We start from the raw sequence: 24,147 nt of genomic DNA on the forward strand, positions 1-24,147 counted from the left end.
AGGTTCTGCATGCGTAATTTAAAGAATGCTGCGATGAATGGTTATTTTTCGGTTTTTATCGGACTAATTTATATCTTTAAAATAATTTGATGTAATTCTATTTTAGTGGAATACTTATCTATAATTTTGGAATTAAATTTTATCGGTAGATGGAAGATATTAATATCCGCATTGCGCAGCAAGTGCGTGAAATACGTCTAGCGCGTGGATATACCCTAGATGTTCTTGCTAGTCGATGTCAGGTAAGCCGTTCTGCAATTTCACTCATTGAAAGAGGAGAAGCGAGTCCTACAGCTGTTGTCCTTGAAAAGCTGGCAAATGGTTTAGGGGTGCCTTTGACTCAGCTATTTGATAGCCCACAGAATACTCAATCGCCTCAACCTATGGTACGACGTAATCAACAATCACAATGGAAAGATCCAGAAACAGGGTACATTCGCCGTCAAGTTTCCCCTCCAAATTGGAAATCTCCATTTCAAATCGTTGAAATTGAATTTCCTGCTCAGTCTCGAGTTACGTATGAAACAAGTGTAAATTCTAAGGTTGTATTACAGCAGATTTGGGTAATTGAGGGGCAAATCGATATTCAATTGGGTGAAAACTTTTATGCTTTACAAGAGGGTGATTGTTTGGCGATGCAATTAGGTCAACCGATCATATACAGCAATCCTTCTTCTAAAACCGCTCGCTATATTTTAGTTGTATGTAATGAGCTCGTCTCTGTTCTTAAGGAATCTTCATGATTAAAAATTCTAATCCAAATTTACGTTTAATTGATTGTCATGAAGCTACACATGCAAAGGCTATATTAGATATTTTGAATGAAGCAATTATTAATTCTACCGCTTTGTATGACTATTTGCCGCGCTCTGAAGAGTCAATGAAAAGTTGGTTTGCAGTTAAAAGAGAAAATGGTTTTCCTGTCATTGGTATTGTAGATGAGACAAATAAGTTATTAGGTTTTGCAAGCTGGGGAACCTTTAGAGCTTTTCCTGCCTTTAAATATACGGTCGAACATAGTATTTACATTCATCATGAACATCGTGGTGGCGGATTAAGCAAAATTTTAATGCATGAATTGATTAAGCGTGCTCAAGAGGCAGATTTGCATGTATTGATAGGCTGTATCGATGCAACCAATCAAGCAAGTATTGGTTTACATGAAAAAATGGGCTTTATCCATGCAGGTACTTTTAAGCAAGTCGGTTTTAAGTTTGGCCAGTGGCTGGATGCTGCTTTTTATCAGTTAAATTTAAATACACCGCAGCAGCCAGTTGATGGATAAATAATAAAGCTTTCAAATTTTAAGCAAATAGCCCAGTTCATGATGATGAAATTAAATTGGGCTATAGGGTCTAAATTATAAAATACCTAATTGTTCTAATCCTTTATAAGCAATTTCTTTTCGAATAGAACTAGGTATTCCTTTTTTCATTTCTAAATTAAGTGCGAACGCTACAATTTCTCCTTGTGGTTGAACCACCCAGCCTGTAAACCAACCAACTTGTGGTTCCACATCCCATCCCCAACCACTTTTAGCATAAATTTTTCGTCCATTTTTTTCTTCTATGAACAACAGAGATTGAACTTGTTCTTGCACATTTTTGCTAAAGGGAAGAGTTTTATGGGCTAGTTCATAAGCAAACTGGGCTTCTTGTTGAGGTGTAATTTTAAGTGGGCCAACAAGCCAAAAATTATCTATTTTTGAACCAATATCAGCATTACCGAAACCAATACGCTTCACCTCTTTAGACATAAGATCAAGACCAATTCGTCGAGCTAGTTCCTGATAAACTGGAATAGCAGAAGCTTTCATAGCATCGCCTAATGTCATGTCTTTTTCCCAATCGGGAAATAAACGCTTTTGCCCATCCCATTTAAATACTTCAGTTGGTGTTGCTTTATGATGCTCAAGTCCGATCAAAGCATTTAACATTTTAAAGGTAGAGGCGGGAACATATTCGGTTGATGCTCTTTTAAGATCATTGCCATAGACTTCCTCTGTTTGGCCACGTTTTATAATTAAAATACCTGTAGTTTGTGCTTGATCAAACAATGATTGAATTTTCTCTGAGTTTTTATTGGTAGAAATTGACTGTATTTGATGTTGTTCTACGGTATCAAAAGAACACGCCGATAAAAACATCGTACCAATGGCAAAGAAAAGAGCTTTTTTAGTCATGAGTCTATGTAGCTTTAAAAGAGTTATTCTTTAATTTAACTTGAATAGAGGTACTTTTAGATAGAGAAAATGTAAGTTATTTAGGAAACTCTATACCCATAGCTACTTTTTAAATTTCATAAAAAACTATACAAACAAAGAAATACGTCCAAATTTTCTAAGAACCTAAGTTTTTGTTGTGTTAAAAACTGCTTTTTTGAGGGCTTTCCGTTTAACTAGAGTAAAAAAAATTAAAATCTGATTAAAGTTGCACTTGATAAACTTGATACAGCACTCATTAATAATAAAGCATGTTTGTTTTTATCGAGTTAAAATCAAATGTACTCTAGTATTGCAGACTCTGGCTGTTTCGATAGGGTTGGGGCAAATAAACTGCAATGAATTTTCTTTTTGAGATAGATAAAGTTTTACATGAATTTACTTCTTATTGTAGTTCTGGGCGCGATTGTTGAAATTGCTGTATGGATTGGCGTAGCACAGTTCATCAGTGGATGGTATGTATTCTTTTGGTTCATTCTTGCTTTCTTTATTGGTTTAGGACTTATTCGAAGAAGTACCGCTGGTATTATGCCTCAATTACAGCAAATGCAGATGACTGGCCAACTCGGTAATGATCCGACAGTAACTAAAAAACTTGCTTATGCTTTTGCAGGTTTCTTATTAATGTTGCCAGGTCTTGTTTCTGATGTTTTAGCGGTTTTAATTTTGATCCCTGGTGTTCAAACTGCTTTCCGTAATATAGCGATGAGAACTCTCGCAAAACGCCAACAAGCTATGATGGAAAAAATGATGGGTGGTATGGGCGGTAATATGGGAGGGCAAAACCCATTTGCTGATCTAATGCGCCAAATGCAGGATATGCAGAATCAACAAGGTGGTGGTAGTCAAGGTCAATACCGTGATTCAAGCATTATTGATGGAGAAGCACGAGAAGTCACTCCAGATCACAAGAAAATTGAACATAAAAATAAGGATTAATAAAGACCTTATCTAAAGGCCTAAACCTATAAAGTTTAGGCCTTTTTTATTTTAAGAAGATATAAATTATTTAGTTAGAGATTCGGTCACAATAGAATCTGTTTGAGCCAATTCAGTTGGGCTTTCTTGTGGTTTTGTTTGAGGTTGGTATTTGTTTGAAGCTAAGGCTGTTTGCTTATTTTCAGATTGTTGATAACCTCGGCTTCGGTTGGCTCTTTCGCGAAAGCCACCTTTATTAATGAGCTGTGTGTGTGACATGCATTTGCCTAAAATGTGAGATTATTCGCTTATTTTAACAAATTTGGCAAAATATCAAAATAAGAAAAATAGTCCTATAAAAACAATATTTAACTTATATATTTGTTTTTAATTAATATTTTTTAATTGACTCAATTGTTCATCCAGATTGAATTATCTTTTCATTTCACATAGGATAAATATAAAGGATGTATAAATTAAAAAATGCAGCAAACCTATTAAAACAACAACGGTTGAAATGAGGGAAGGAGGGTTACCTATGCTATATCAATACCATTGTGCGTGTTGCGACAAAGTTGTGGCATCGACTGATAAATCATGTCCATATTGTGGTTCACAACATATTCGAAGCCCGTATGGCTTATGGATGTTTTGTGTGATGGCTTGTTTGGCGGTTGTCGTTGTATTTAAAGTTGTCCATATTTATATCCAGAATCATCAAGATACTCCAACGCAGTCAACTTTACTGGATGTATTAAATCAGGATGATAAAACGACAAGACAATAGATTCTGATTACAGCTAAAAATGATATGGCGTCAAGGATGATTGCTAGAAGATTAAACCCTACATACCATAAAATTTGAACTATAAATAAAAAAGCCCGCTCAATGGCGGGCTTTTTACGATTTTGTTTTAGAGGCCAGCAGCATCTTTAAGGGCATCAACTTTATCAGTTTTTTCCCAAGTAAATGCAGAGTCTGAACCTTCGCGACCAAAGTGACCATAAGCCGCAGTTTGTTTGTACATTGGTTGAAGAAGATCCAACATACGAGTAATACCAAACGGTCTTAAATCGAAATGATCACGTACAAGTTGAATAATCAACTCATCAGAAACTTTTGCTGTACCAAAGGTATTAATTGAAATCGAAGTAGGTTCTGCTACACCAATTGCGTAACTCACTTGAATTTCACATTTATCAGCAAGACCAGCAGCTACAATATTTTTTGCAACATAACGACCAGCATAAGCAGCAGAACGGTCAACTTTAGATGGATCTTTACCAGAGAAAGCACCACCGCCGTGACGAGCCATACCACCGTATGTATCAACAATAATTTTACGGCCTGTTAAACCACAGTCACCTACAGGGCCACCAATAACGAACATACCTGTTGGGTTAATGTGGAACTTAGTAGCTGCATGGAACATTTCAGCAGGAATGATCGGTTTAATAATTTCTTCAATAACTGCTTCTTTAAGCTGGCTTTGAGAAATTTCAGGATCGTGCTGAGTAGATAAAACAACAGCGTCTAGACGTACAGGCTTGCCATTTTCATAGGCAAAAGTAACTTGGCTCTTTGCATCTGGGCGTAACCATGGAAGGGCACCTGAACGACGAAGTTCAGCTTGACGCTCCATTAAGCGGTGAGCATAAGAAATCGGCGCAGGCATAAGCACGTCTGTTTCACGGCTTGCATAACCGAACATTAGGCCTTGGTCACCAGCACCTTGATCTTCTGGTTTTTGACGGTCTACACCTTGAGCAATTTCAGGTGATTGTTTACCAATCATATTGATTACAGCACACGTTGATCCATCAAAGCCAAGATCAGAGTGGTGATAACCAATACCGTTAACAGTATTACGAACAACAGCTTCAACATCAATATTAGCAGTCGTTGTTACTTCACCAGCAAGTACAACAGCGCCTGTTTTTACCAGTGTTTCACAAGCAACACGTGCGTATGGGTCTTCTTTTAAGATTGCATCCAAAATAGCGTCGCTAATTTGGTCGGCCATTTTATCGGGATGACCTTCGCTTACAGATTCCGAGGTAAAAACAGCGTACTCGCGCATGAAAGTCCTATCTTGGTTATTTCAAAAGACATAATATGTTACATCGACTTGAGCTGAAGGACCAGTTCATACTGACTAAAAAGCATGAATTTATTTCATTTATAGTGTGTTTTAATTGATAAGTGTATTAGCAAAATTGATATAGAAAGCTTTAATTTAAAGTATTTATATTTTAACAACTTGTTGCTAGTGTGTTTTTTAAACATATAACTTAATAAAAATCTTAAATATCAGAATTTGAATTTTAAAGTAAAGAAACATGATCAACGCATACAGGATTGGCTAAAGATTTTATCGATATATCAAAAGCTAACCAGATAAATGCTCTTACATTTAGTCATTGTGCAGAAAAATAAACACTGTTTTGTATAACTAAAAGATTCAAATGTTTTTTGTGTAACCAAGAAACGGTTAAAAATAAAGAAATATACCGTGTTGGGGTTTACCCTAAGCCTTTTTTTTAAGACAATATAGCGGCATTGAATGGTTATTCATCTTCTTCTTTTCATCAATCTATTAAAATTGGATTCTGATCTATGACGACCCCTTTAAACGAACGTCGTATTGCAAATGCAATTCGTGTATTGGCAATGGATGCTGTGCAACAAGCAAACTCAGGGCATCCAGGTGCTCCAATGGGGATGGCAGATATTGCTGACGTCGTCTGGCGTGAGTTTTTAAATCACAACCCAACAAATCCACAATGGGCAAACCGTGACCGTTTCGTTTTATCAAATGGCCATGGCTCAATGTTGCAATATGCTTTGCTTCATTTAACAGGTTATGATCTTTCAATTGAAGATTTAAAACAGTTCCGTCAATTGCATTCTAGAACTCCTGGCCATCCTGAATATGGCTATGCACCGGGTGTAGAGACGACAACTGGTCCTTTAGGTCAAGGTATTGCTAATGCTATTGGTTTTGCTTTAGCAGAAAAAACATTGGCTGCTCAATTTAATAAAGATGATTTAAAAGTTGTTGACCATTTCACATACTGTTTCTTAGGTGATGGCTGCTTAATGGAAGGTATTTCTCACGAAGTATGTTCTTTAGCTGGCACATTACAACTTGGTAAATTGATTGCTTATTATGATGATAATGGCATTTCAATTGATGGTGAAGTAGAAGGCTGGTTCAGCGACGATACAGAAGAGCGTTTCAAAGCCTATGGTTGGCAAGTTCTTCGTGTAGATGGTCATGATGCCGATGCGATTCGTCAAGCGACAATTGAAGCAAAAGCTGAAACTCAAAAACCAACAATCATTATGTGTAAAACGATTATTGGTTTAGGTTCACCAAATAAGCAGGGTAAAGAAGACTGTCATGGTGCGCCATTAGGTAAAGATGAGATTACTTTAACTCGTGAAGCATTAGGCTGGAACGAAGACGCATTTATTATTCCTGCTGACGTATATGCTGCATGGGATGCAAAAGCAAAAGGTAGTGAATCTGAAGCAGCTTGGAATGCGGTATTTGCACAATATCAAGCAAAATATCCAACTGAAGCAGCTGAATTACTTCGTCGTATCAGTGGTGATTTACCAGCAGAATTTGCAGCCCAAGCCGATGCTTTCATTCGTGAAACAAACGCGAAAGGCGAGACAATTGCAACACGTAAAGCAAGCCAAAATACATTACAAGCATTTGGTCCTTTATTACCTGAATTGTTAGGTGGTTCTGCTGACTTAGCAGGTTCTAACTTAACACTTTGGAAAGGTTGCCAAGGTGTTCAAGAAAACCCAGCTGGTAACTACGTATATTATGGCGTACGTGAATTCGGTATGACTGCAATCGCTAATGGCGTTGCATTACATGGCGGTTTCGTTCCTTACGTTGCAACATTCTTAATGTTTATGGAATATGCACGTAATGCAGTACGTATGTCTGCATTAATGAAACAACGTGTAATTCATGTTTATACACATGACTCAATCGGTCTGGGTGAAGATGGTCCAACTCACCAACCGATTGAACAAATTGCTTCATTGCGTGGTACACCTAACTTAAATACATGGCGTCCTGCGGATACTGTAGAAACTGCAATTGCTTGGAAATCTGCTTTAGAACGCAAAGATGGCCCTACAGCACTTATTTTCTCTCGTCAAAACTTACCATTCCAAACACGTTCTGAAGAGCAAATTCAAAATGCTGCAAAAGGTGGTTATGTACTTGCTCAAGAAAAAGGCGAATTAAAAGCAATTATTATTGCAACAGGTTCTGAAATTTCTTTAGCAATGGAAGCTTATGCACAACTTGAAGGTGTGCGTGTAGTTTCTATGCCATGTGCAGAAGAATTTATGAAGCAAGATGCCGGATACCGTGAAGCAGTATTACCAGCTCATATCCGTGCGCGTGTTGCTGTTGAAGCGGCTCATGTTGATTACTGGTGGAAGTTTGTTGGTCTTGATGGCAAAGTAATTGGTATGACAACTTATGGTGAGTCTGCACCAGCAAAAGATTTGTTCCAATTCTTTGGTATTACGACTGAAGCTGTTGTTGCAGCAGTAAAAGAATTAACTGCTTAAATATTAAAGTAGTGTAAAAAAGCGCTCTATCTAGAGCGCTTTTTTATTTGAGAAGTTAGATGGTGAGTTCTGTTTGGATATTAATCTGAGAGGTTAATAACTTATGAATAGGGCAATTCTCTGCAACTTTTAATAATCGCTTATGCTGGTCTTCAGTAAATTCACCTTTGAGTGTAATTTTCCTTTCAATATTGTTTTGGCCTTTCTCAGGTTCGCCATTTGGGTTTAATGCTAAATCCACTTGAACATGATCAAGCTTAATACCTTTAAGATTCGCATACATCTCTAATGTAATGGTGGTACAAGCACCTAAAGCCGATAATAAAATTTGCACTGGGTTTGGGGCAGTATCTAGACCACCTTTATCAGTTGGTTCATCTGCAAACCATTGATGACCCGAAGGATCGGTGAGAGTTACTCGATATGGGGTAGAAGTACTTTGTGCTTGAGCAGTATTAGCCATGTTTTACCTTATTATTCATCAATAAATTTGAAGTAAAAACGAAATCTTAGAATTCGGACACGGATGATAGTACCGATACTTTATAATATGGGTTTTAAATAATAACTGTAACGCTTTTATTGTTGCATGGATGAAACATATCGTTTTATAAAGAATGGTGAATTAAATTACTTGATGTATACACTAACGACTATATCAATAAAGGATACGAAAAATGCATCTTAAAACATTAAGCTTCGGTTTGGCAGTAGCATTGGCTAGTTCAGTTACTTTAGCTGCGCCAGTAGACTACAAAATTGACCCAACACATACAGCTACTGTTTTCTCATGGAATCACTTTGGTTTCTCTACCCCAAGCGCTAACTTCTCGGATATCCAAGGTGTAATTAAAGTTGATAATGCTAAACCAGCAAACTCATCTGTAAATGTGACTATTCCTTTAAGCAGTGTAAATACAAACGTACCTGCTTTAGATAAAGAGTTCCAAGAAGAAGCTTGGTTTAATGCTGCTAAATATCCAAATATTACGTTTAAAAGTACGAAAGTAGAAACTAAAGATAAAAAGCACTTTAAAATCACTGGTGACTTAACTGTTAAAGGCGTAACTAAGCCAGTTGTACTTGACGCTGTTTTAAACAAGCAGGGCGAGCATCCAATGGCTAAAGTTCCAGCGATTGGTTTTAATGCTACAACTTCATTCAAGCGTTCTGACTTTGGTTTAGGAAGTTATGTGCCTAATGTTGGCGATAAGATCACTGTAAATATTACCACTGAAGCAACTGCTGCTAATGCAGCTAAAAAATAAGTTATAAGTTTTCTAAAAAGCCCTCAAATATGAGGGCTTTTTTATTTAGACTGGCTCTTTTTTATCTGGATCTATAAATACTAAAGGCGTTGAGGGGTCGATATTTCTTTTCTGAGATTTTTCTCTTAAGAACTGGTAAGTAGGAACTTTTCTTTTTGCCTGATCGCGCAGTTTCTTTTTAATATAAAGAACCAGAGCAAAACATGTAGTTGCAACGGTCAGCATCATACCATTCATATAGCTCATGATTGAGCTTACATAACCAATGGTCGTTAAGCGGTGCATCATACGTTCAACTTGGGTGCTACTTTCAATACCAGTAATTGCCCAACTACATAGATGTTCGCAATTATTAATAATCAAATGATAGTGATTTTCATGCATACGTGAGCGCATTCGGCGAACGACAATCTTTCCTTTATAACGAGGTCTGTCATAAGAACGAACGTGTATTTTTTTGCCATGTGAGAACGCATCTATTGAGGTGATTTCAATCGGGCGTTTTTTGATGAAATGAGCTAAGCCGGAATAATGGATAACTCGACCTCTCCCTGCATATATACCATGATGGCTATAGCCGAGATGCTTTACGATGAGGTGAGCCCCTAAAGGGTAGTGTTTATTCGGTTGTTGCATGCTTACGCTGATCCAATAAAGTGTAAATGGCTTTTATTGAAAAGCTGCTAAACATTATAACCAATATCAGCAATTTGGAGTGTATTGATTACGTCGGATGAATGAGTTTGATGCATATCCAATCTATTCATATTTCTTGTATATAATTTAAGAATTTAATATGAAGGAAAAATGTCATGTCAGGTGATGTTAAATGAAATGGGTCGTCGGGTGCTTAGCTTTGTATTGGTTTTTATTTCAGTCTGCATATGCTATAGAACATCAGCAAGTTAAAACAGTAGAAGGTGATCAATACGATGTGGTCTCTATCAGCGATTTTAAAGCATTGCGCCTGTTTTTAAGAAATCCTCATAATCAACAATATTACAAAAGCTTTAACAATATTCAGGAGCAATTAAAGCAGTGCGAGCAACTTAACTTTGCAATGAATGCAGGGATGTTTCATATAGGATTTTCTCCCGTAGGGCTATATGTTGAAAAGGCTAAGATAATTCAACCCTTAAATGAGCATAAAGGATTGGGAAATTTCTTTTTACAGCCGAATGGTGTATTAGCTTGGAATAAAAAACAGGCCTTTGTTTTAACTACGCAACAATATAGCCGACAAAATTTGAAAGTTGATTATGCAACCCAATCTGGGCCAATGTTAGTTATTGATGGAAAGATAAATTCCCTTTTTTTACCAGACTCTCAATCAAAGAAAATTCGTAATGGAGGTGGTATTCGAGATAATAAACTTTACTTTGTAATATCGAAAAATAGGGTGAATTTCTATAATTTTGCCGAGTTTTTTCAAAGAAACCTTAAAGTAGAGCAAGCTTTATATCTCGATGGTTCTATTTCTAGTTTATATCTGCAAAAGAACAGACGGAATGATCAGCAATTTCAAATGGGACCAATGGTCGGTTGGGTAGGCGAGTCCAGTTGTGCATTAAAGTGAAATATAAAAAAGCCAGTACAAGACTGGCTTTTTAATTAATGAATAGATGGTTTTTGAGTGAGTTCATTTAACTCTTTTCGGCTATAACCACGGGAAATAAGAACTTTCTTAATTCCCTTAATGACATCTTCATCTGTTGCTTGTGCAAGTGCACTTAGAAGTTGTTCATTAGTTTTACATGAGCAGTCATTTTCAACACAAGCAGTTTGGTTTTTATGCTCGTTATGCTGTTGATCTGCCAAGAACAGCTTTTGCCAAAAACTCATAGAGCCTTCATATACAACCTAACATAGCTCGAAATATAGCCAATTTAAAATAAAATACAAGACTCCATAAGTGATAAATCCACCAATTGAACTCGAGAATTTTCGATGGGAATGCTTGAGTTAAACGAAATTATGACGAATAGATGACTTGATATTTTTTGAAAATTTAAATACTTAACTAATAAAACGTTAAAAAATAAGGAGGTATGAAACCTCCTTACTTAAAAATTTACAATGAAAGATTTTGTTTAAATCTTCTCAAGTAAAACACCAGACTCGACATGATGCGTATAAGGGAACTGATCAAATAAGGCGAATTTAGTCACTCGATGAGTTTGACTGAGAGTTTTTAAGTTTTCATATAACGTGTCAGGATTACATGAAATGTAGATAATACGTTCAAAACCTTGTAGAAGTTTTAAAGTCTCATCATCAATTCCTGCACGCGGTGGATCTACAAATACGGTGTCAAAGTCATAGCTCTGAATATCAATATTCGCTTCTTGTAGACGGCGGAATTCGCGCTCACCATGATATGCTTGAGTAAATTCTTCAGCCGAGAGACGTGCTACTTGAATATTATCAATTTGGTTTTGTTCAATGTTCCATTGAGCTGCATAAACAGATGATTTTGCAAGCTCAGTAGCCAATACTCGTTCGAACTTTAAAGAGAGTGGAAGTGTAAAATTACCATTACCACAATAAAGTTCTAACAAGTGTTTCTTTGATCCTTCAGCTGCGTCACATGCCCATTGCAGCATTTTTTTGCAAACTTGTGCATTAGGTTGGGTAAAGCTACTTTCGATTTGTTTATATTGAAATGAACGATTTAAAAGTTCGAATTCTTCAACAACGAAATCATCGCCAATAACAATTTTCTGGCCACGACTACGGCCCATAATCTTAATATCTAATTTATCAGCAAGCGCTTTAGCGGCTTGTTCCCATTCTTGATCCAGTTTACGGTGATAAATTAAGGTAACTAACATTTCGCCGCTAAGTGTTGCGAGGAAATCAGCTTCAAATAAACGATTAGAAAGCTTAGGTGCAGCTTTGAGTTCTTCCAAAAGTTTTGGCATTAAATCATTGATGCTTTGATCTGCAATTGGAAACTCATCAATGCGTACAACGGTTTTTTGCTTGTCGTCATCGTTACGCTCAAACATGGCATAGAACATATCATTTTCTGTATGCCAGATACGAAATTCAGCACGCATACGGAAATGTTGTTCAGGTGATTCAAACACTTCTAATGTAGGCGGTGTAAATTCAGAAAATTGAGTGGTAATGCGTTCAATTTTAGCTTGAAGTTGTTGACGATAAGAAGAGGTCATAGACAAAGAAAATTTAGACAGAATCAAATAATGAATGGTATCAAAAAAATTGAACTTACAGGAGCCAATTTTAACCAGATATGCATAAGAGAAAAAAGTACCTAAACTAGAGAGGATTTAAAACGCGATTAATAAAATCTGATTTTATTGTTCTATATTGATCGGGGTCTAAATGGCTACACTGTAATTTTAATTGATTATATTCATTGACCAATGTGGGGGAGCTTATAAGCTTATTTTTAAATGTTAAGAAAAATGTGAATACTGAATCTGTGACTACAATTTGAAATGCTACATCATCGTCGTTGAGTGACTCGAGCATGCAAAGCTCATGTGTTCTTAATGTATTTTGTTTTTCGATAAAATTAAGTGTTTTTAACTGAGCTATTGCGAATTCAAATTGATCAGATTTAACTTCAACATAAATATCTAGATCACCTTTTGAGATTGCATTCGGTATTGCAGATGAACCAATATGCTCAATTTTGGCAAATGGTAGAAGTGTGGAAATTTCTTTTTGATATGAATTAAAAAGTTGAGTGCATCTTTGTTGATACTGTTCTGGTTCTAAAAAGATCATTATTAGAATCTCGAATTGATAAAATCTATATATTTAAGAATAGATTACTTTATTAAATAAAAAAGCCCAAATACTGAGATTTGGGCTTTTTTTTGAAAATTATCGATTAATCAGTCATTGTCATTAAGCTTGCGTTACCACCAGCTGCAGCTGTATTCACACTAATTGCACGTTCAATCACTAAACGTTCAAGTGGAATATTCTCATTTGGCTCAACGTGTGTGATACCAACAATTGCACCAGAACGTTTAGCAACTTCTTGCTGCAATGAGAAGATTTCTTCACGGTTACCATGATGTAAAACTGCATCAAAATCATCTGATGCGATATTTTTAACCGTAGTAATTGCTGCAAGTACATCTTTTGGCAAAGTTTGTTTGTATTTTGCCAATAATGGGCTATTTGGCATTACTGCTGCTTGGCTACCCACTGCAAAAATTGCGAGCAATTGATGCAATTGATTTTGTTCAGTGTCTGCAATTGAAAGCACACGATGACGCGGCAAAATAATATATTGGTTACTTTCCCCAGTAGGGCCTTGTAACTCATAGAATTTACCAACACCAAATGGTTCAATTTCACGATTTGCTTGTGGTAAATGTTGTTTCGCCCAATTTTGTAAGCTCTGATAAATCTCTCGGTTAAAGCCTTCAAAAGCAGTTTGCTCATTCTTCATAGCAAATGGTGTTGCCAATACTTTGTTTGAACACTGCTGCATCAAGCGGTACATATAAAGTGGACCACCAGCTTTCGGGCCTGTACCAGATAAACCTTCACCACCGAAGGGTTGTACACCAACGACAGCACCAACAATATTGCGGTTGATATAAAGGTTACCAACTTCAGCATGTTGAATGACTGTTTGGATGGTTTCATCAATACGTGTATGCAGACCCATTGTTAAACCATAACCTTTGGCATTAATACGTGAGATCAACTGCTCAAGCTCGCCATACTTATAGGTAATGATGTGTAAAACTGGACCAAAGACTTCGCGCTGCAAATCATCAAGGTTAGGGAGTTCAATTGCTGTTGGTACAACAAAGGTTCCTTTATCCAGTTCATTCTGACTTGTTGTTCCAAACATCAACTGATGTACTGGATAGCCTTTAGACTTCATTTTTTGGATGTGTTGATCAATCGTCTGTTTTGCTTCGTCATCAATAACAGGACCAATGTCAGTTTTTAAAATCGCAGGGTTACCTACGATCAACTGTTGCATTGCGCCTTTAAGCATTTTAATAACGGTTGCAGCACTGTCTTCTTGCACACATAAAATACGTAAAGCAGAGCAACGTTGACCCGCGCTATCAAAAGCAGAACTTACAACATCGAGTACGACTTGTTCAGTTAATGCTGATGAGTCCACAATCATTGCATTTTGACCACCAGTCTCTGCAATAAGAGGAATAGATTGACCATTCTCAGATAAACGTTTCGCAACGGTTTTCTGTAAAATTTTTGCAACTTCAGTCGAACCAGTAAACATGATGCCATCAATACGGCTATCTTGGCTAAGCTGAGCACCTACTGTTTCACCGCGGCCAGGAAGTAGCTGTACAGCACCATGTGGAATACCAGCTTCCCATAAAATCTGAACTGCTTGAGTTGCGATTAATGGGGTTTGTTCAGCAGGTTTAGCAATAACGCAGTTACCACTGACTAATGCTGCAGCAATTTGACCAGAGAAAATTGCAAGAGGGAAGTTCCACGGGCTAATACAAAGTACAGTACCTAAAGGCTGAATAGCTGTATTTGCCGGAAGATTCTCAACTTGAGTTGCGTAGTAACGTAGGAAATCTACAGCTTCACGAACTTCTGCAATCGCATTAGCATAGGTTTTACCGCTTTCACGGCAAAGCAAAACCATCAATTCTTGAATGCGACTTTCCATTAGGTCAGCTGCACATTTTAAGTATTGAGCACGCTGTTCTTTAGGCGTATTTGACCATTCTGATTGAGCTTGTTCAGCTGCATTAAGCGCAATTTCAACATGCTTAAGATCAGCTTCTTGCACATAACCAACAATTTCATCATTTTGTGCTGGGTTTGTAATTGCAACAGAATGACCTTGCTCTAACGACTCATTATTTGCCAATAATGGATGACTTTGCCAAATACGATTACGTAATTCTTGAGCTGTATGATCTAAAGCAGCGAGTGGAGTATCGTTTGCTAAATCATAACCTTTAGAGTTTTTACGAAGTGTTCCGTACATATCTAAAGGTAGAGGAATAGATGGATGTTTTAAACCAACTGAACCTTCAAGCTTAGCTGCATGACGAATATCGTAAATTGGAGACTGGATAAGGTCTTCAACTTTAAGTGTTTTATCGGCAATACGGTTAACGAATGAAGTATTCGCGCCATTTTCGAGTAAACGACGAACTAAATAAGCTAACAAAGTTTCGTGGTTACCAACGGGTGCATAAATACGGCATGGTACGCCTAATTTATTTTGCTCGCGTGGACCAACAACTTGTTCATAAAGCGGTTCACCCATGCCATGTAAGCATTGGAATTCATATTGACCAGCATAATATTTGCTTGGATCAGCTAAATGATAGATCGTTGCCAATGTTTGAGCATTATGAGTTGCAAATTGCGGATAGATAAACTCAGGTGCTGCAAGTAATTTTTTAGCACACGCGATATAAGATAAGTCTGTATGTACTTTACGGGTAAAGACAGGGTAGTCATCCATACCTTCGATTTGCGCTTTCTTAATTTCGCTATCCCAATATGCACCTTTCACAAGACGAATCATGAGACGCTTTTGGCTGCGTTTAGCAAGGTCAATAATATAATCAACCACGAAGAAACAGCGTTTTTGATAAGCTTGAATAACGAAGCCAATACCTTTCCAGTTTGCAAGTTCTGGCTCGAAGCAAAGACGTTCAAGTAACTCAAGAGAAATTTCTAAACGTTCTGATTCTTCAGCATCGATATTTAAGCCAATATTGTACTTTTTAGCCAAACGAGCGAGTTCAAATACTTTGCCGTAAAGTTCTTGATGAACACGTTCAATTTGTGCGCGTTGATAACGAGGGTGTAAAGCAGAAAGCTTAATTGAAATACCTGGGCCATCATAAACGCCTTTACCATTAGATGCTCTACCAATTGCATGAATGGCTTGTGTGTAATCGTTAAAGTAGCGTTCAGCATCATGTTCGGTTAAAGCTGCTTCACCTAACATATCGTAAGAATAGCGGAAACCTTTGTCTTCGAGTACTTTCGCATGGTCTACAGCTTCTTCAATGGTTTCACCAGTTACAAACTGCTCACCCATCATACGCATTGCAACGTCAACAGCTTTACGAATAATACCACGTCCACTGCGTGCTAAAAGGCCAGTAAGTACACTTGAAAGACTGGTTTGCTTTGGAGTTTCCATCAGCTTACCAGTTAACATGAGGCCCCATGCTGCAGCATTTACAAACATTAAGCTGCTTTGGCCAACATGTTCTTTCCAGTTACCTTGATTGATTTTATCTCGAATAAGCAAATCACGTGTTGCAGAATCTGGAATACGAAGCAAAGCTTCGGCAAGACACATGAGCGCCACGCCTTCTTGTGAAGAAAGAGAGAATTCTTGTAATAACCCTTGAACAATACCTGCTTTACCCGAAGAGGTCTTGCGTTCACGTAAATTATTAGCAAGATTAAAAGCTAGGTCATAAATTTTATGATCTAAATCATCAGATACCGCAGCAGCTTGTAATAGCTCTTCTACAGCTTCTGGTTCAGCACGTCGCCAAGCTGTATTAATGCGTTGTTCAAACTCACTTTTATCGTTAAATTCGGTGATATAGCCTTGGTGAGATTTATCCATTTGATGAAAAGTATCCATTGTGTTCATATCTGTTTCCGCCAACCAGCTCTCGTAAACTCATCTTGAGTAGAGAGGTTTAGATAATTTATCATTACAGAAGAAACACCGAATAACTCACTATATTTAGCCCATTTTTTAGAGGAAAATTCAGATGAATGGCCCAATTTTAAGCCTTGACCGCACTGATTTAAAAATTTTGGATATTCTTCAAACAGATGGGCGAATTTCTAATAGTAAATTGGCGGAACTTGTTAACTTGTCACCAACAGCAGTGATGGCACGAGTTCAAAAATTAACGAAAGATGAATTCATCTTAGGATATGAAGCTAAATTGAATCCAATCAAGTTAAACGCAAATTTTTTGGTGTTCGTAGAGGTGCTATTAGATAAGACTACCCCCAATGTTTTAGATGAGTTTATTGATGCTGTGGTTCACTATCCTGAAATTGTTGAGTGCCATATGGTGAGTGGTGGGTTTGATTTTTTAATTAAATTACGAAGTGGCAGCATGGAAGAGTTTAGACGAATTGCGGGGCAGGTACTGTGGCAATTACCAGGGGTAAAAGAGACTCGTAGTTATCCTGTCATGCAAGTTGTAAAAGATACTTCAAAAATTAAAATCAAAACTAAAAATAAATAAAGGGGCCGAAGCCCCTTTGATTTATTTCAATAACTTATACACTTTCTTTGTAGAGTTCATCTGCTTTTTCAAAGCGGCCAGTTACTGTCGTATTTGGCGCTTTAGTTAAGAGACTCACTACAATGATGCTGATAAATGCAAGGATAAAGCCTGGAATGATTTCGTAAACACCAGTGTCTGCGAAAAGATTTTTCCAGCCAATCACTACAACTGCACCAACGATCATACCCGCTAGAGCACCTTGTAAATTCATACGTTTCCAGAACAATGACAAGATGATAAGCGGACCAAATGCAGCACCGAAACCAGCCCATGCATAAGCAACAAGGCCAAGAACTTTACTGTCGGGGTTACCAGCAAGAGCAATTGCAAGAACAGCAATTGCAAGAACCATAACACGGCCAACCCATACAAGCTCTTTCTGAGATGCATTCTTACGAATGAAGCCTTTGTACAAATCTTCGGTTAACGCACTTGAACATACCAAAAGCTGGCAGCTCAATGTACTCATTACAGCAGCTAAAATCGCAGCTAAGATGATACCTACAATCCATGGATTGAATAAGATTTTAGTCAATTCCATAAATACTGTTTCAGGGTTTTTGCTTACAACTGCTGCTAGTTCAGGGTGTTGCTCAAAGTAAGCAATACCGAAGAAACCAGCACCGACTGCACCAGCTAAACACAAGATCATCCAAGTCATACCAATACGGCGCGCAGCAGGAATTGATTTTACAGAGTCAGCAGCCATGAAACGTACAAGGATATGTGGTTGACCAAAGTAACCCAAACCCCATGCCATGGAAGATAAAACTGCCACTACACTTAAATCTGAAATAATATTAAATGCATGTGGACGAGCAGTTTCAATGAGTGTCACAAATTGTGTTGTATCGCCAATTGCAAGATAAGTTACGATTGGTGTTAATAACAAAGCAAAAATCATTAGGCCAGCTTGGAATGTATCTGTCCAGCTAATCGCTAAGAATCCACCAATACAAACATAGCTGATGGTTGCAATTGCGCTGAGCCAAATAGCAGTGGTGTATGACATTCCGAATAAATTTTCAAATAAGCGGGCGCCTGCTACCATGCCTGAAGCACAATAAATTGCAAAGAAAACCAAGATGATAACGGCAGAGAAAATACGAAGTACTTTTTTCTGATCGTCAAAACGACTTGTAAAATAATCTGGCAACGTGAGTGCATTATTTTGGACTTCAGTATGAACGCGTAATCGACCAGCAACCAGTAGCCAGTTAAGCCAAGCACCGATAATAAGACCAATTGCAATCCACGCTTCAGATAAACCAGAAAGATAAATCGCGCCTGGTAAACCCATGAGCAGCCAACCACTCATGTCTGATGCGCCTGCGGATAATGCAGTTACGAAACTGCCTAAACTACGACCACCGAGAATATAATCTGAGAAGTCGCTTGTAGCACGGTAGGCAAATAAGCCAATAAGAACCATTGCTACGATGTACACCATAAACATGATGAGGGTGGGATCAAAATAACTCATAATGGATGTGTGTCCTTATATCCATAATCCGTGATTGTAACCTAATCCAGGTCGCTGTTTTCTTGTACGGCATCCAAGAGGTTGAGATTCAACCACAAAAGATTTTTTTTGCACTGTTATTTTTATATTGTACTTTTGTATCATTGTGTAACTTTAAATAAATTGATTTTATAGATTTAAAATTATAATATTAATCATTAACTTATAATTTTTTAATATTTATTTTTTTAAATTTTTTCAGAAAAAAAACACCATTCTGAAAAAAACTAAATCGATATTGAGTTATAAATAGGCTATTGGTCAAAAAAAACTTATAGAAATTGAGAATAAAGTTAAAAAAATCGACATTTTTTTGTTCAATTAATAATTTTTTTTATTCAAGTTAGGCTTATTTAGTGTCTAAAATAGTAATTAGTTGATTAAATTTTCAAAAAGTTTATGCATTCCTTGAGTTGCTGATATCTTTAATAACTCATATTGGTGAGGAACACGCAGATGATCCGCATTTGGATCTATATAGTAGGCTTTACATTGATCTGAAATTTCATGAACTAAAGCCGCAACCGGATATACGCTTAATGTCGAGCCTATCACAATAAAAATATCTGCACTCTGTACTAATTGAATTGCTTCTTCATAAGCAGGTACAGCTTCACCAAACCAAACTACATGTGGACGCAGGGGATAGCCATCTGGGCAAAAGTCTTGTTCTAAATCTAGCTTCCATCCGTTAATATCGTAAAACTGTGTTGTAAATTGTGCATCCGGGCCAGAGCTTTTCGCTAAACGAATATTTCCATGCAAATGTAAAACTTTGGAACTTCCAGCCCGTTCATGTAAATCATCAATATTTTGAGTAATCACTTGTACGTCAAAGTAGTCTTGTAGTTTGGCAATATATTGATGAGCTTCGTTAGGTTTAGCCTCTAAAATATTTTTACGACGCTCATTATAAAAGCGTTGAACTAAGGCAGGATCCCTTTGCCATGCCTCAGGTGTGGCAACTTGTTGGATGTCGTAATTTTCCCATAAGCCATTACTGTCACGAAAAGTGCTGATTCCACTTTCGGCACTCATGCCCGCACCTGAAAATACAACAAGTTTTGTCATAGAATTCACCTATTCGGAAAGCTAATTTTAAATAGATAATAAAAAACCAGTTTAAAACTAAACTGGTTTTATCAAATATTGAAAGCGATGCCTATCTTTTATAAGCCAGCTTCATATTCTGAATTTGTTAAAAGTTTTTCAACATCTGCAATGTTGTCTGGTTTAATTTTATAAATCCAGCCTTTACCATATGGGTCTTCATTTACAAAGTCAGGATCATCTTCAAGATCAGTATTCACTTCTACTACAGTACCTGAGACAGGGGCGTGAATATCAGATGCTGTTTTCACTGACTCTACTACACCAGCTTGTTCACCAGCGGTAACTTGGTTTCCAACTTCTGGAGTTTCAACGTATACCAAATCGCCAAGTTCATCTTGTGCATGATCGGTAATCCCGGTAATAACTAGATCACCCTCAATCTTTACCCACTCATGTGTACGTGCATACTTCAGTTCCGAAGGATGATTCATGATAACTCCTTAAGCTTGTGTCCAATAGTTTTAAACATTATAAGTATGGGTCTTTACGCCAGTTACTCGGACTGCGGCCGCTCCAGCGTTTAAAGGCACGGCTAAAATTTGCAACGTCCGAATAGCCAAGTTCATCTGCAATTTGTTCAAGACTATAATCTGTACGTGAAAGTAGAGATGTTGCATGTCGATAGCGAACTTCATCGACCAATGTAGAAAATGAAGTTCCTTCAGCGGCTAATTGACGTTTGAGTGTCCGATCTGACATATGTAGACATTCGGCTACATTTTCGATGCTTAAATAATGTTGTTCGGAATTACTTAAAATATCACGAACACGCATTGCTAAACGACGGCGTTCACCCAAAGCGGAAAGTTCGGCTTCGCACTGATTAATAGCAACCTGACTTGCAATAGGATCTGCGTTAACTAATTTAATTCCTAAATATTTCTTATCAAAACTTGAGATCAAATGTGGTTGATTGAATCGAATTGTGCTACTTAATTTATTTCTATACTTTTCAAAACCTTCTGGTTCAGGAAAATCCAAATCTACCTCGCCAGCTAAATCTTCGATACCCGTAATCGCTTTAGCCATGCTCATGATACCAATGGTTAAACCTAAAACGATTTCTGTTCTTAGAGGTTCAAGTTCGATATCACACTGTAATTGTAAGGTGGCTTTGGGCCCAAACGTTGAAAAATAGAGTTGTAAGAAAGGTAAGCGTAATTGAATAAAACGTGCTGCAAGGGCAATTGCTTCTGTAATATCTTTGGCTGTCATAATTGCATAGCCAATGAAGCCATGAATTGAAATACGCATTTGAGTACCAAGATGGTACCCCAACGTGGTTTCACCAGTTAAATTAAGAGCGTGTTTAACCAATTCATTTGCTACAGGTGTAGAAATACGATAATCAGGGTCGGCCAGTTGTTCACTAGTAAGATGAAATGGAGCAAATAATGTTTCATCGTTATATCCCCAACGTGAAACAACATCTAATAGCAATAAGCCATAGACTCCCGGAATACCCTGATCTTGACGAGCTGAGGTAATTTTCATATGCGTTCCATTGCTCTCATCAATTTGTCACATGCATTTCTTACACATCTTGTCATGAAATATAATCTGAGTTTATAAAAACTGTTAGACAATCATATCAACCATGTTTTAAACATTCTTTTTAAAGACAACAATTTTTGTTGTTGAAATAAGTAATACGTCGCCATTTTGATTTAAGGCTTGCGTAACGTAACTTACAATACCACGATCTAATTTTGTTTTGGATGGTGTGATCGCTGAAATTTCTGCTTCAACATGAATTTTATCACCTGGTCGAGTAGGGCGTGGCCACCGTAAGCTGGACTCTGAACCAATCAGGCCGCCATGAATCGGCATACATTCCGTCCATAACCGCATAGTAATTGCAGAAGTATGCCAACCGCTAGCAGCAATTCCCTGAAAAATTGGATCATGCTTAGCTTGTTCTTCATCTATATGGAAGGGCTGAGGGTCATAGGAATTTGCGAATTTTTTGATTTCATCTAAGGTAATTTCATATTCACGGCTAATGAAGCGATCACCAATTTTCAAATCTTCTAAATAAAGCATTAATCTTGACCCTGTAATACTTTTTGTTCAATTAGGAAACCGCCTGTTTGACGTTTCCATAACTGTGCGTATATACCATTTTGCGCAATTAACTCTTCATGAGTTCCTTGCTCAGCAATTCGACCTTCATCAAGAACGATTAAACGGTCCATTTGTGCAATAGTAGATAAACGGTGTGCAATTGCAATAACGGTTTTATCAACCATCAGGTCATTTAAACTTGACTGGATTGCTGCTTCAACTTCTGAGTCTAATGCACTAGTTGCTTCATCTAAAATAAGAATAGGCGCATCTTTTAAGAATACACGTGCAATGGCAATACGCTGTCTTTGACCACCAGAAAGTTTAACACCACGTTCACCTACTTGAGCGTTATAACCACTACGTCCTTTTAAATCAACTAATTGCGGAATAAATTCAGCAGCTTTGGCTTTATTTACAGCATTTTCCATATCTGCATCAGATGCATCAGGGCGACCATATTTAATATTTTCTGCAACTGAACGATGTAATAAAGACGTATCTTGAGTAACTAAAGCAATATTAGCTCTTAGACTATCTTGAGTTACATCTTCGATGTTTTGGCCATCAATTAAAATGGCACCTTGCTTAAGATGGTAAAAATGTAAAAGCAACTGAATCAGTGTCGACTTTCCTGCGCCAGAACGACCCACAATACCTATTTTTTCACCTGCTTTAATATGCAGGTTGAAGTGATCAATTACATTTTTATTGTTATAAGCAAAGCTTACATCTTTAAATACAATTTCACCTTTGGTGACTTTAAGGGGCTTTGCATCTGGTTTGTCTTGAATGTTGATCTTTTTACCTAATGTTTGCATACCATCTTGAATAGTTCCAACATTTTCAAATAAGGCTGACATATGCCACATCATAAATTCAGCCATACTATTAAGTTTTAAAATCATTGCTGTAGTTGCTGCAATTACACCTAATGCTGCTAAACCTTGAGTCCATAGCCAAACAGAGGTACCAATTACACCTACAAACAAAACAGCAGACAACATATTAATGCTGACTTCAAAGAGAGTGCCTAAACGCATTTGGGCATAGACTGTGGTCATAAACTCTTTCATCGATGATTTTGCATATTGGCTTTCACGACCAGCGTGGGCAAATAGTTTTACTGTTTGGATGTTGGTGTATGCATCTGTTACGCGGCCCGTCATGACAGCACGAGCATCGGCTTGTTGCTGGGAAACTTTACTTAAGCGGGGGATAAAGAACCATGCGCTTAATAAAAATAGGCTTAACCACACTAAAAGTGGAATAAGTAAAATTGGTGAAATTGCGCCAAGAACAATGCTGACCGTAATGAAGTAAATGCTGACGTAGGCCAACATGTCACCCAAAATAATCCAGAACTCACGGATTGCTAATGCTGTTTGCATAACCTTTGCAGAAAGTCGTCCTGCAAAGTCATTATGGAAAAAGTCCAAGCTTTGTTTCAATAAAAGATTATGGAAACGCCAGCGCAAACGCATTGGGAAGGTGCTATATAAAATTTGATGTTTGATAATAGATTGAATATTTACAAAAAAGATATTGGTAAATAAGACTGCAATCAAAATGAGTAAATCAGTAGCATGCTGACTTAAAAAGCTTTCTGGATGACTTTTACTTAACCAATCTACGAGTTGTCCAATCTTTGAAAAAAGTAAGGCTTCAAAGCTTGCTGCACCTGCTGTAAAAAGAATAAGTAAGAATAAGTAAGGTCGTAGGCCTTCCGTAGCTTGCCAAACAAATGGGAAAAAACGAGTTGGTAAAGGTTCATCTAAACCTTTAGTTGGGTAGGGATCTACAAGTTTTTCAAACCACTTCAGCATGAATTACTACCTTTGAGACAAAAGCCACTTAATTAAATCTTTGCAATTTAATTTGCAAAAAGTCAGTTAGATCAATATCACTTAAGGTTTCGATCTTGTGAATATATGCAAATACACATGAACTGATTATGTTGTACGTCTTAAATTAATACATGACGTAAAAAGGAGACTTGAAGAAACCTTCAAGAACGTCGCGAGGACTAAAAGTATTATTCATTATATCGAGATTAATAGATAAAGGGTGAAGGAATTTATTCTTTAAGTATTTTTTCTTAGTATTTTGAACATTTGTTAAATTATTGCAGCTACACATTAATTAGAAAAGGCCTTTAGATCTAT

General features: G+C 37.2%; 23 protein-coding genes. 8 read left to right on the top strand and 15 right to left on the bottom strand.

Annotation, left to right across the window (positions count from 1 at the left end; translation table 11 throughout):
• Window positions 1-149 precede the first annotated feature (149 nt).
• Both ACXM0J_RS07535 and ACXM0J_RS07540 read left to right on the top strand, forming a co-directional pair.
• Complete coding sequence (locus ACXM0J_RS07535; protein WP_017386796.1) at window positions 150-743, top strand: helix-turn-helix domain-containing protein; 594 nt, start codon at window positions 150-152, stop codon at window positions 741-743.
• A complete protein-coding gene (locus tag ACXM0J_RS07540) occupies window positions 740-1,285 on the top strand; it encodes a GNAT family N-acetyltransferase (RefSeq protein WP_017386797.1) in 546 nt (181 codons plus the stop codon). The genes ACXM0J_RS07535 and ACXM0J_RS07540 overlap by 4 nt, the downstream gene beginning before the upstream one ends.
• A gap of 75 nt (window positions 1,286-1,360) precedes the next feature.
• Here ACXM0J_RS07540 and ACXM0J_RS07545 read toward each other — a convergent pair whose 3' ends face one another.
• A complete protein-coding gene (locus tag ACXM0J_RS07545; RefSeq protein WP_086264536.1) occupies window positions 1,361-2,182 on the bottom strand; it encodes an OXA-213 family carbapenem-hydrolyzing class D beta-lactamase OXA-832 in 822 nt (273 codons plus the stop codon).
• A gap of 411 nt (window positions 2,183-2,593) precedes the next feature.
• Between ACXM0J_RS07545 and ACXM0J_RS07550 the strand changes: the two genes are divergently transcribed.
• A complete protein-coding gene (locus ACXM0J_RS07550) occupies window positions 2,594-3,160 on the top strand; it encodes an FxsA family protein (RefSeq protein WP_086264537.1) in 567 nt (188 codons plus the stop codon).
• Between the two features lie 66 nt (window positions 3,161-3,226).
• Here the strand turns inward: ACXM0J_RS07550 and ACXM0J_RS07555 are convergent, their stop codons facing one another.
• On the bottom strand, window positions 3,227-3,418 hold the full coding sequence (locus ACXM0J_RS07555; RefSeq protein ID WP_086264538.1) for a hypothetical protein: 192 nt from the start codon (window positions 3,416-3,418) through the stop codon (window positions 3,227-3,229).
• Between the two features lie 259 nt (window positions 3,419-3,677).
• Here ACXM0J_RS07555 and ACXM0J_RS07560 point away from each other — a divergent pair, with 259 nt between their 5' ends.
• Window positions 3,678-3,926 carry a hypothetical protein gene (locus tag ACXM0J_RS07560; protein ID WP_002121448.1) on the top strand — a complete coding sequence of 83 codons (249 nt, stop codon included), beginning with the start codon at window positions 3,678-3,680 and terminating at the stop codon, window positions 3,924-3,926.
• Window positions 3,927-4,053: 127 nt separating this feature from the next.
• Here ACXM0J_RS07560 and metK read toward each other — a convergent pair whose 3' ends face one another.
• Window positions 4,054-5,220 carry a methionine adenosyltransferase gene (gene metK, locus ACXM0J_RS07565; RefSeq protein ID WP_005069601.1) on the bottom strand — a complete coding sequence of 389 codons (1,167 nt, stop codon included), beginning with the start codon at window positions 5,218-5,220 and terminating at the stop codon, window positions 4,054-4,056.
• 536 nt (window positions 5,221-5,756) lie between these two features.
• Here metK and tkt point away from each other — a divergent pair.
• Entirely contained in the window at window positions 5,757-7,745 is a 1,989-nt protein-coding gene (gene tkt, locus ACXM0J_RS07570; protein WP_086264539.1) for a transketolase, read from the top strand.
• A gap of 55 nt (window positions 7,746-7,800) precedes the next feature.
• On the opposite strand, the gene ACXM0J_RS07575 is transcribed toward tkt, so the two are convergent.
• Window positions 7,801-8,208 (bottom strand): OsmC family protein, encoded by a 408-nt coding sequence (locus tag ACXM0J_RS07575; protein ID WP_068566098.1) that lies wholly within the window; start codon window positions 8,206-8,208, stop codon window positions 7,801-7,803.
• Window positions 8,209-8,422: 214 nt separating this feature from the next.
• Here ACXM0J_RS07575 and ACXM0J_RS07580 point away from each other — a divergent pair, with 214 nt between their 5' ends.
• Window positions 8,423-9,013: a YceI family protein gene (locus ACXM0J_RS07580; RefSeq protein ID WP_002121395.1), complete on the top strand. Its 591-nt coding sequence runs from the start codon at window positions 8,423-8,425 to the stop codon at window positions 9,011-9,013.
• Between the two features lie 45 nt (window positions 9,014-9,058).
• Here ACXM0J_RS07580 and ACXM0J_RS07585 read toward each other — a convergent pair whose 3' ends face one another.
• Entirely contained in the window at window positions 9,059-9,649 is a 591-nt protein-coding gene (locus tag ACXM0J_RS07585; protein ID WP_086264540.1) for a lecithin retinol acyltransferase family protein, read from the bottom strand.
• Between the two features lie 193 nt (window positions 9,650-9,842).
• Between ACXM0J_RS07585 and ACXM0J_RS07590 the strand changes: the two genes are divergently transcribed.
• Entirely contained in the window at window positions 9,843-10,589 is a 747-nt protein-coding gene (locus ACXM0J_RS07590) for a phosphodiester glycosidase family protein (protein WP_479750376.1), read from the top strand.
• Between the two features lie 35 nt (window positions 10,590-10,624).
• Here the strand turns inward: ACXM0J_RS07590 and ACXM0J_RS07595 are convergent, their stop codons facing one another.
• The 4 genes from ACXM0J_RS07595 to putA all read right to left on the bottom strand — a co-directional run bounded on the left by ACXM0J_RS07595 (window position 10,625) and on the right by putA (window position 16,628).
• On the bottom strand, window positions 10,625-10,855 hold the full coding sequence (locus ACXM0J_RS07595; RefSeq protein WP_000011679.1) for a hypothetical protein: 231 nt from the start codon (window positions 10,853-10,855) through the stop codon (window positions 10,625-10,627).
• Window positions 10,856-11,103: 248 nt separating this feature from the next.
• Window positions 11,104-12,189, bottom strand: a complete 1,086-nt coding sequence (gene trmA / locus ACXM0J_RS07600) for a tRNA (uridine(54)-C5)-methyltransferase TrmA (protein ID WP_086264542.1) — start codon at window positions 12,187-12,189, stop codon at window positions 11,104-11,106.
• 106 nt (window positions 12,190-12,295) lie between these two features.
• Window positions 12,296-12,769: a GrpB family protein gene (locus ACXM0J_RS07605; protein ID WP_086264543.1), complete on the bottom strand. Its 474-nt coding sequence runs from the start codon at window positions 12,767-12,769 to the stop codon at window positions 12,296-12,298.
• Between the two features lie 106 nt (window positions 12,770-12,875).
• On the bottom strand, window positions 12,876-16,628 hold the full coding sequence (gene putA / locus ACXM0J_RS07610) for a trifunctional transcriptional regulator/proline dehydrogenase/L-glutamate gamma-semialdehyde dehydrogenase (protein ID WP_213034373.1): 3,753 nt from the start codon (window positions 16,626-16,628) through the stop codon (window positions 12,876-12,878).
• A 124-nt stretch (window positions 16,629-16,752) separates the two neighbouring features.
• On the opposite strand from putA, the gene ACXM0J_RS07615 reads away from it, so the two are divergent.
• Window positions 16,753-17,241, top strand: coding sequence for an Lrp/AsnC ligand binding domain-containing protein (locus ACXM0J_RS07615; protein ID WP_060465758.1), 489 nt, complete (start codon window positions 16,753-16,755; stop codon window positions 17,239-17,241).
• 34 nt (window positions 17,242-17,275) lie between these two features.
• Here the strand turns inward: ACXM0J_RS07615 and putP are convergent, their stop codons facing one another.
• The 6 genes from putP to ACXM0J_RS07645 form a co-directional block, all read right to left on the bottom strand.
• The gene (gene putP / locus ACXM0J_RS07620; protein ID WP_014206579.1) at window positions 17,276-18,766 is read right to left on the bottom strand and encodes a sodium/proline symporter PutP; all 1,491 of its coding nucleotides are present in this window, start codon (window positions 18,764-18,766) and stop codon (window positions 17,276-17,278) included.
• A 411-nt stretch (window positions 18,767-19,177) separates the two neighbouring features.
• Window positions 19,178-19,885 (bottom strand): SIR2 family NAD-dependent protein deacylase, encoded by a 708-nt coding sequence (locus tag ACXM0J_RS07625; RefSeq protein ID WP_086264545.1) that lies wholly within the window; start codon window positions 19,883-19,885, stop codon window positions 19,178-19,180.
• 89 nt (window positions 19,886-19,974) lie between these two features.
• The gene (gene gcvH / locus ACXM0J_RS07630; RefSeq protein WP_032007261.1) at window positions 19,975-20,349 is read right to left on the bottom strand and encodes a glycine cleavage system protein GcvH; all 375 of its coding nucleotides are present in this window, start codon (window positions 20,347-20,349) and stop codon (window positions 19,975-19,977) included.
• A gap of 37 nt (window positions 20,350-20,386) precedes the next feature.
• Window positions 20,387-21,412 carry an AraC family transcriptional regulator gene (locus ACXM0J_RS07635; RefSeq protein ID WP_032007260.1) on the bottom strand — a complete coding sequence of 342 codons (1,026 nt, stop codon included), beginning with the start codon at window positions 21,410-21,412 and terminating at the stop codon, window positions 20,387-20,389.
• Window positions 21,413-21,520: 108 nt separating this feature from the next.
• Window positions 21,521-21,961 (bottom strand): MaoC family dehydratase, encoded by a 441-nt coding sequence (locus tag ACXM0J_RS07640; RefSeq protein ID WP_017482285.1) that lies wholly within the window; start codon window positions 21,959-21,961, stop codon window positions 21,521-21,523.
• Window positions 21,961-23,808: an ABC transporter ATP-binding protein gene (locus ACXM0J_RS07645; RefSeq protein ID WP_086264546.1), complete on the bottom strand. Its 1,848-nt coding sequence runs from the start codon at window positions 23,806-23,808 to the stop codon at window positions 21,961-21,963. The genes ACXM0J_RS07640 and ACXM0J_RS07645 overlap by 1 nt, the downstream gene beginning before the upstream one ends.
• Between the last annotated feature and the right edge of the window lie 339 nt (window positions 23,809-24,147).

This window comes from Acinetobacter sp. GRABPA_MV_2, assembly GCF_056725885.1.

What these genes read in the sequence shown, in the direction of transcription:
- ACXM0J_RS07590 (WP_479750376.1), top strand. Translation starts at nt 9,843, where the DNA reads ATGAAATGGGTCGTCGGGTGCTTAGCTTTGTATTGGTTTTTATTTCAG.
- ACXM0J_RS07535 (WP_017386796.1), top strand. Translation starts at nt 150, where the DNA reads ATGGAAGATATTAATATCCGCATTGCGCAGCAAGTGCGTGAAATACGT.
- trmA (WP_086264542.1), bottom strand. Translation starts at nt 12,189, where the DNA reads ATGACCTCTTCTTATCGTCAACAACTTCAAGCTAAAATTGAACGCATT.
- ACXM0J_RS07560 (WP_002121448.1), top strand. Translation starts at nt 3,678, where the DNA reads ATGCTATATCAATACCATTGTGCGTGTTGCGACAAAGTTGTGGCATCG.
- putA (WP_213034373.1), bottom strand. Translation starts at nt 16,628, where the DNA reads ATGAACACAATGGATACTTTTCATCAAATGGATAAATCTCACCAAGGC.
- tkt (WP_086264539.1), top strand. Translation starts at nt 5,757, where the DNA reads ATGACGACCCCTTTAAACGAACGTCGTATTGCAAATGCAATTCGTGTA.
- gcvH (WP_032007261.1), bottom strand. Translation starts at nt 20,349, where the DNA reads ATGAATCATCCTTCGGAACTGAAGTATGCACGTACACATGAGTGGGTA.
- ACXM0J_RS07580 (WP_002121395.1), top strand. Translation starts at nt 8,423, where the DNA reads ATGCATCTTAAAACATTAAGCTTCGGTTTGGCAGTAGCATTGGCTAGT.
- ACXM0J_RS07595 (WP_000011679.1), bottom strand. Translation starts at nt 10,855, where the DNA reads ATGAGTTTTTGGCAAAAGCTGTTCTTGGCAGATCAACAGCATAACGAG.
- putP (WP_014206579.1), bottom strand. Translation starts at nt 18,766, where the DNA reads ATGAGTTATTTTGATCCCACCCTCATCATGTTTATGGTGTACATCGTA.
- metK (WP_005069601.1), bottom strand. Translation starts at nt 5,220, where the DNA reads ATGCGCGAGTACGCTGTTTTTACCTCGGAATCTGTAAGCGAAGGTCAT.
- ACXM0J_RS07555 (WP_086264538.1), bottom strand. Translation starts at nt 3,418, where the DNA reads ATGTCACACACACAGCTCATTAATAAAGGTGGCTTTCGCGAAAGAGCC.
- ACXM0J_RS07540 (WP_017386797.1), top strand. Translation starts at nt 740, where the DNA reads ATGATTAAAAATTCTAATCCAAATTTACGTTTAATTGATTGTCATGAA.
- ACXM0J_RS07550 (WP_086264537.1), top strand. Translation starts at nt 2,594, where the DNA reads ATGAATTTACTTCTTATTGTAGTTCTGGGCGCGATTGTTGAAATTGCT.
- ACXM0J_RS07635 (WP_032007260.1), bottom strand. Translation starts at nt 21,412, where the DNA reads ATGAAAATTACCTCAGCTCGTCAAGATCAGGGTATTCCGGGAGTCTAT.
- ACXM0J_RS07605 (WP_086264543.1), bottom strand. Translation starts at nt 12,769, where the DNA reads ATGATCTTTTTAGAACCAGAACAGTATCAACAAAGATGCACTCAACTT.
- ACXM0J_RS07585 (WP_086264540.1), bottom strand. Translation starts at nt 9,649, where the DNA reads ATGCAACAACCGAATAAACACTACCCTTTAGGGGCTCACCTCATCGTA.
- ACXM0J_RS07575 (WP_068566098.1), bottom strand. Translation starts at nt 8,208, where the DNA reads ATGGCTAATACTGCTCAAGCACAAAGTACTTCTACCCCATATCGAGTA.
- ACXM0J_RS07645 (WP_086264546.1), bottom strand. Translation starts at nt 23,808, where the DNA reads ATGCTGAAGTGGTTTGAAAAACTTGTAGATCCCTACCCAACTAAAGGT.
- ACXM0J_RS07545 (WP_086264536.1), bottom strand. Translation starts at nt 2,182, where the DNA reads ATGACTAAAAAAGCTCTTTTCTTTGCCATTGGTACGATGTTTTTATCG.
- ACXM0J_RS07640 (WP_017482285.1), bottom strand. Translation starts at nt 21,961, where the DNA reads ATGCTTTATTTAGAAGATTTGAAAATTGGTGATCGCTTCATTAGCCGT.
- ACXM0J_RS07615 (WP_060465758.1), top strand. Translation starts at nt 16,753, where the DNA reads ATGAATGGCCCAATTTTAAGCCTTGACCGCACTGATTTAAAAATTTTG.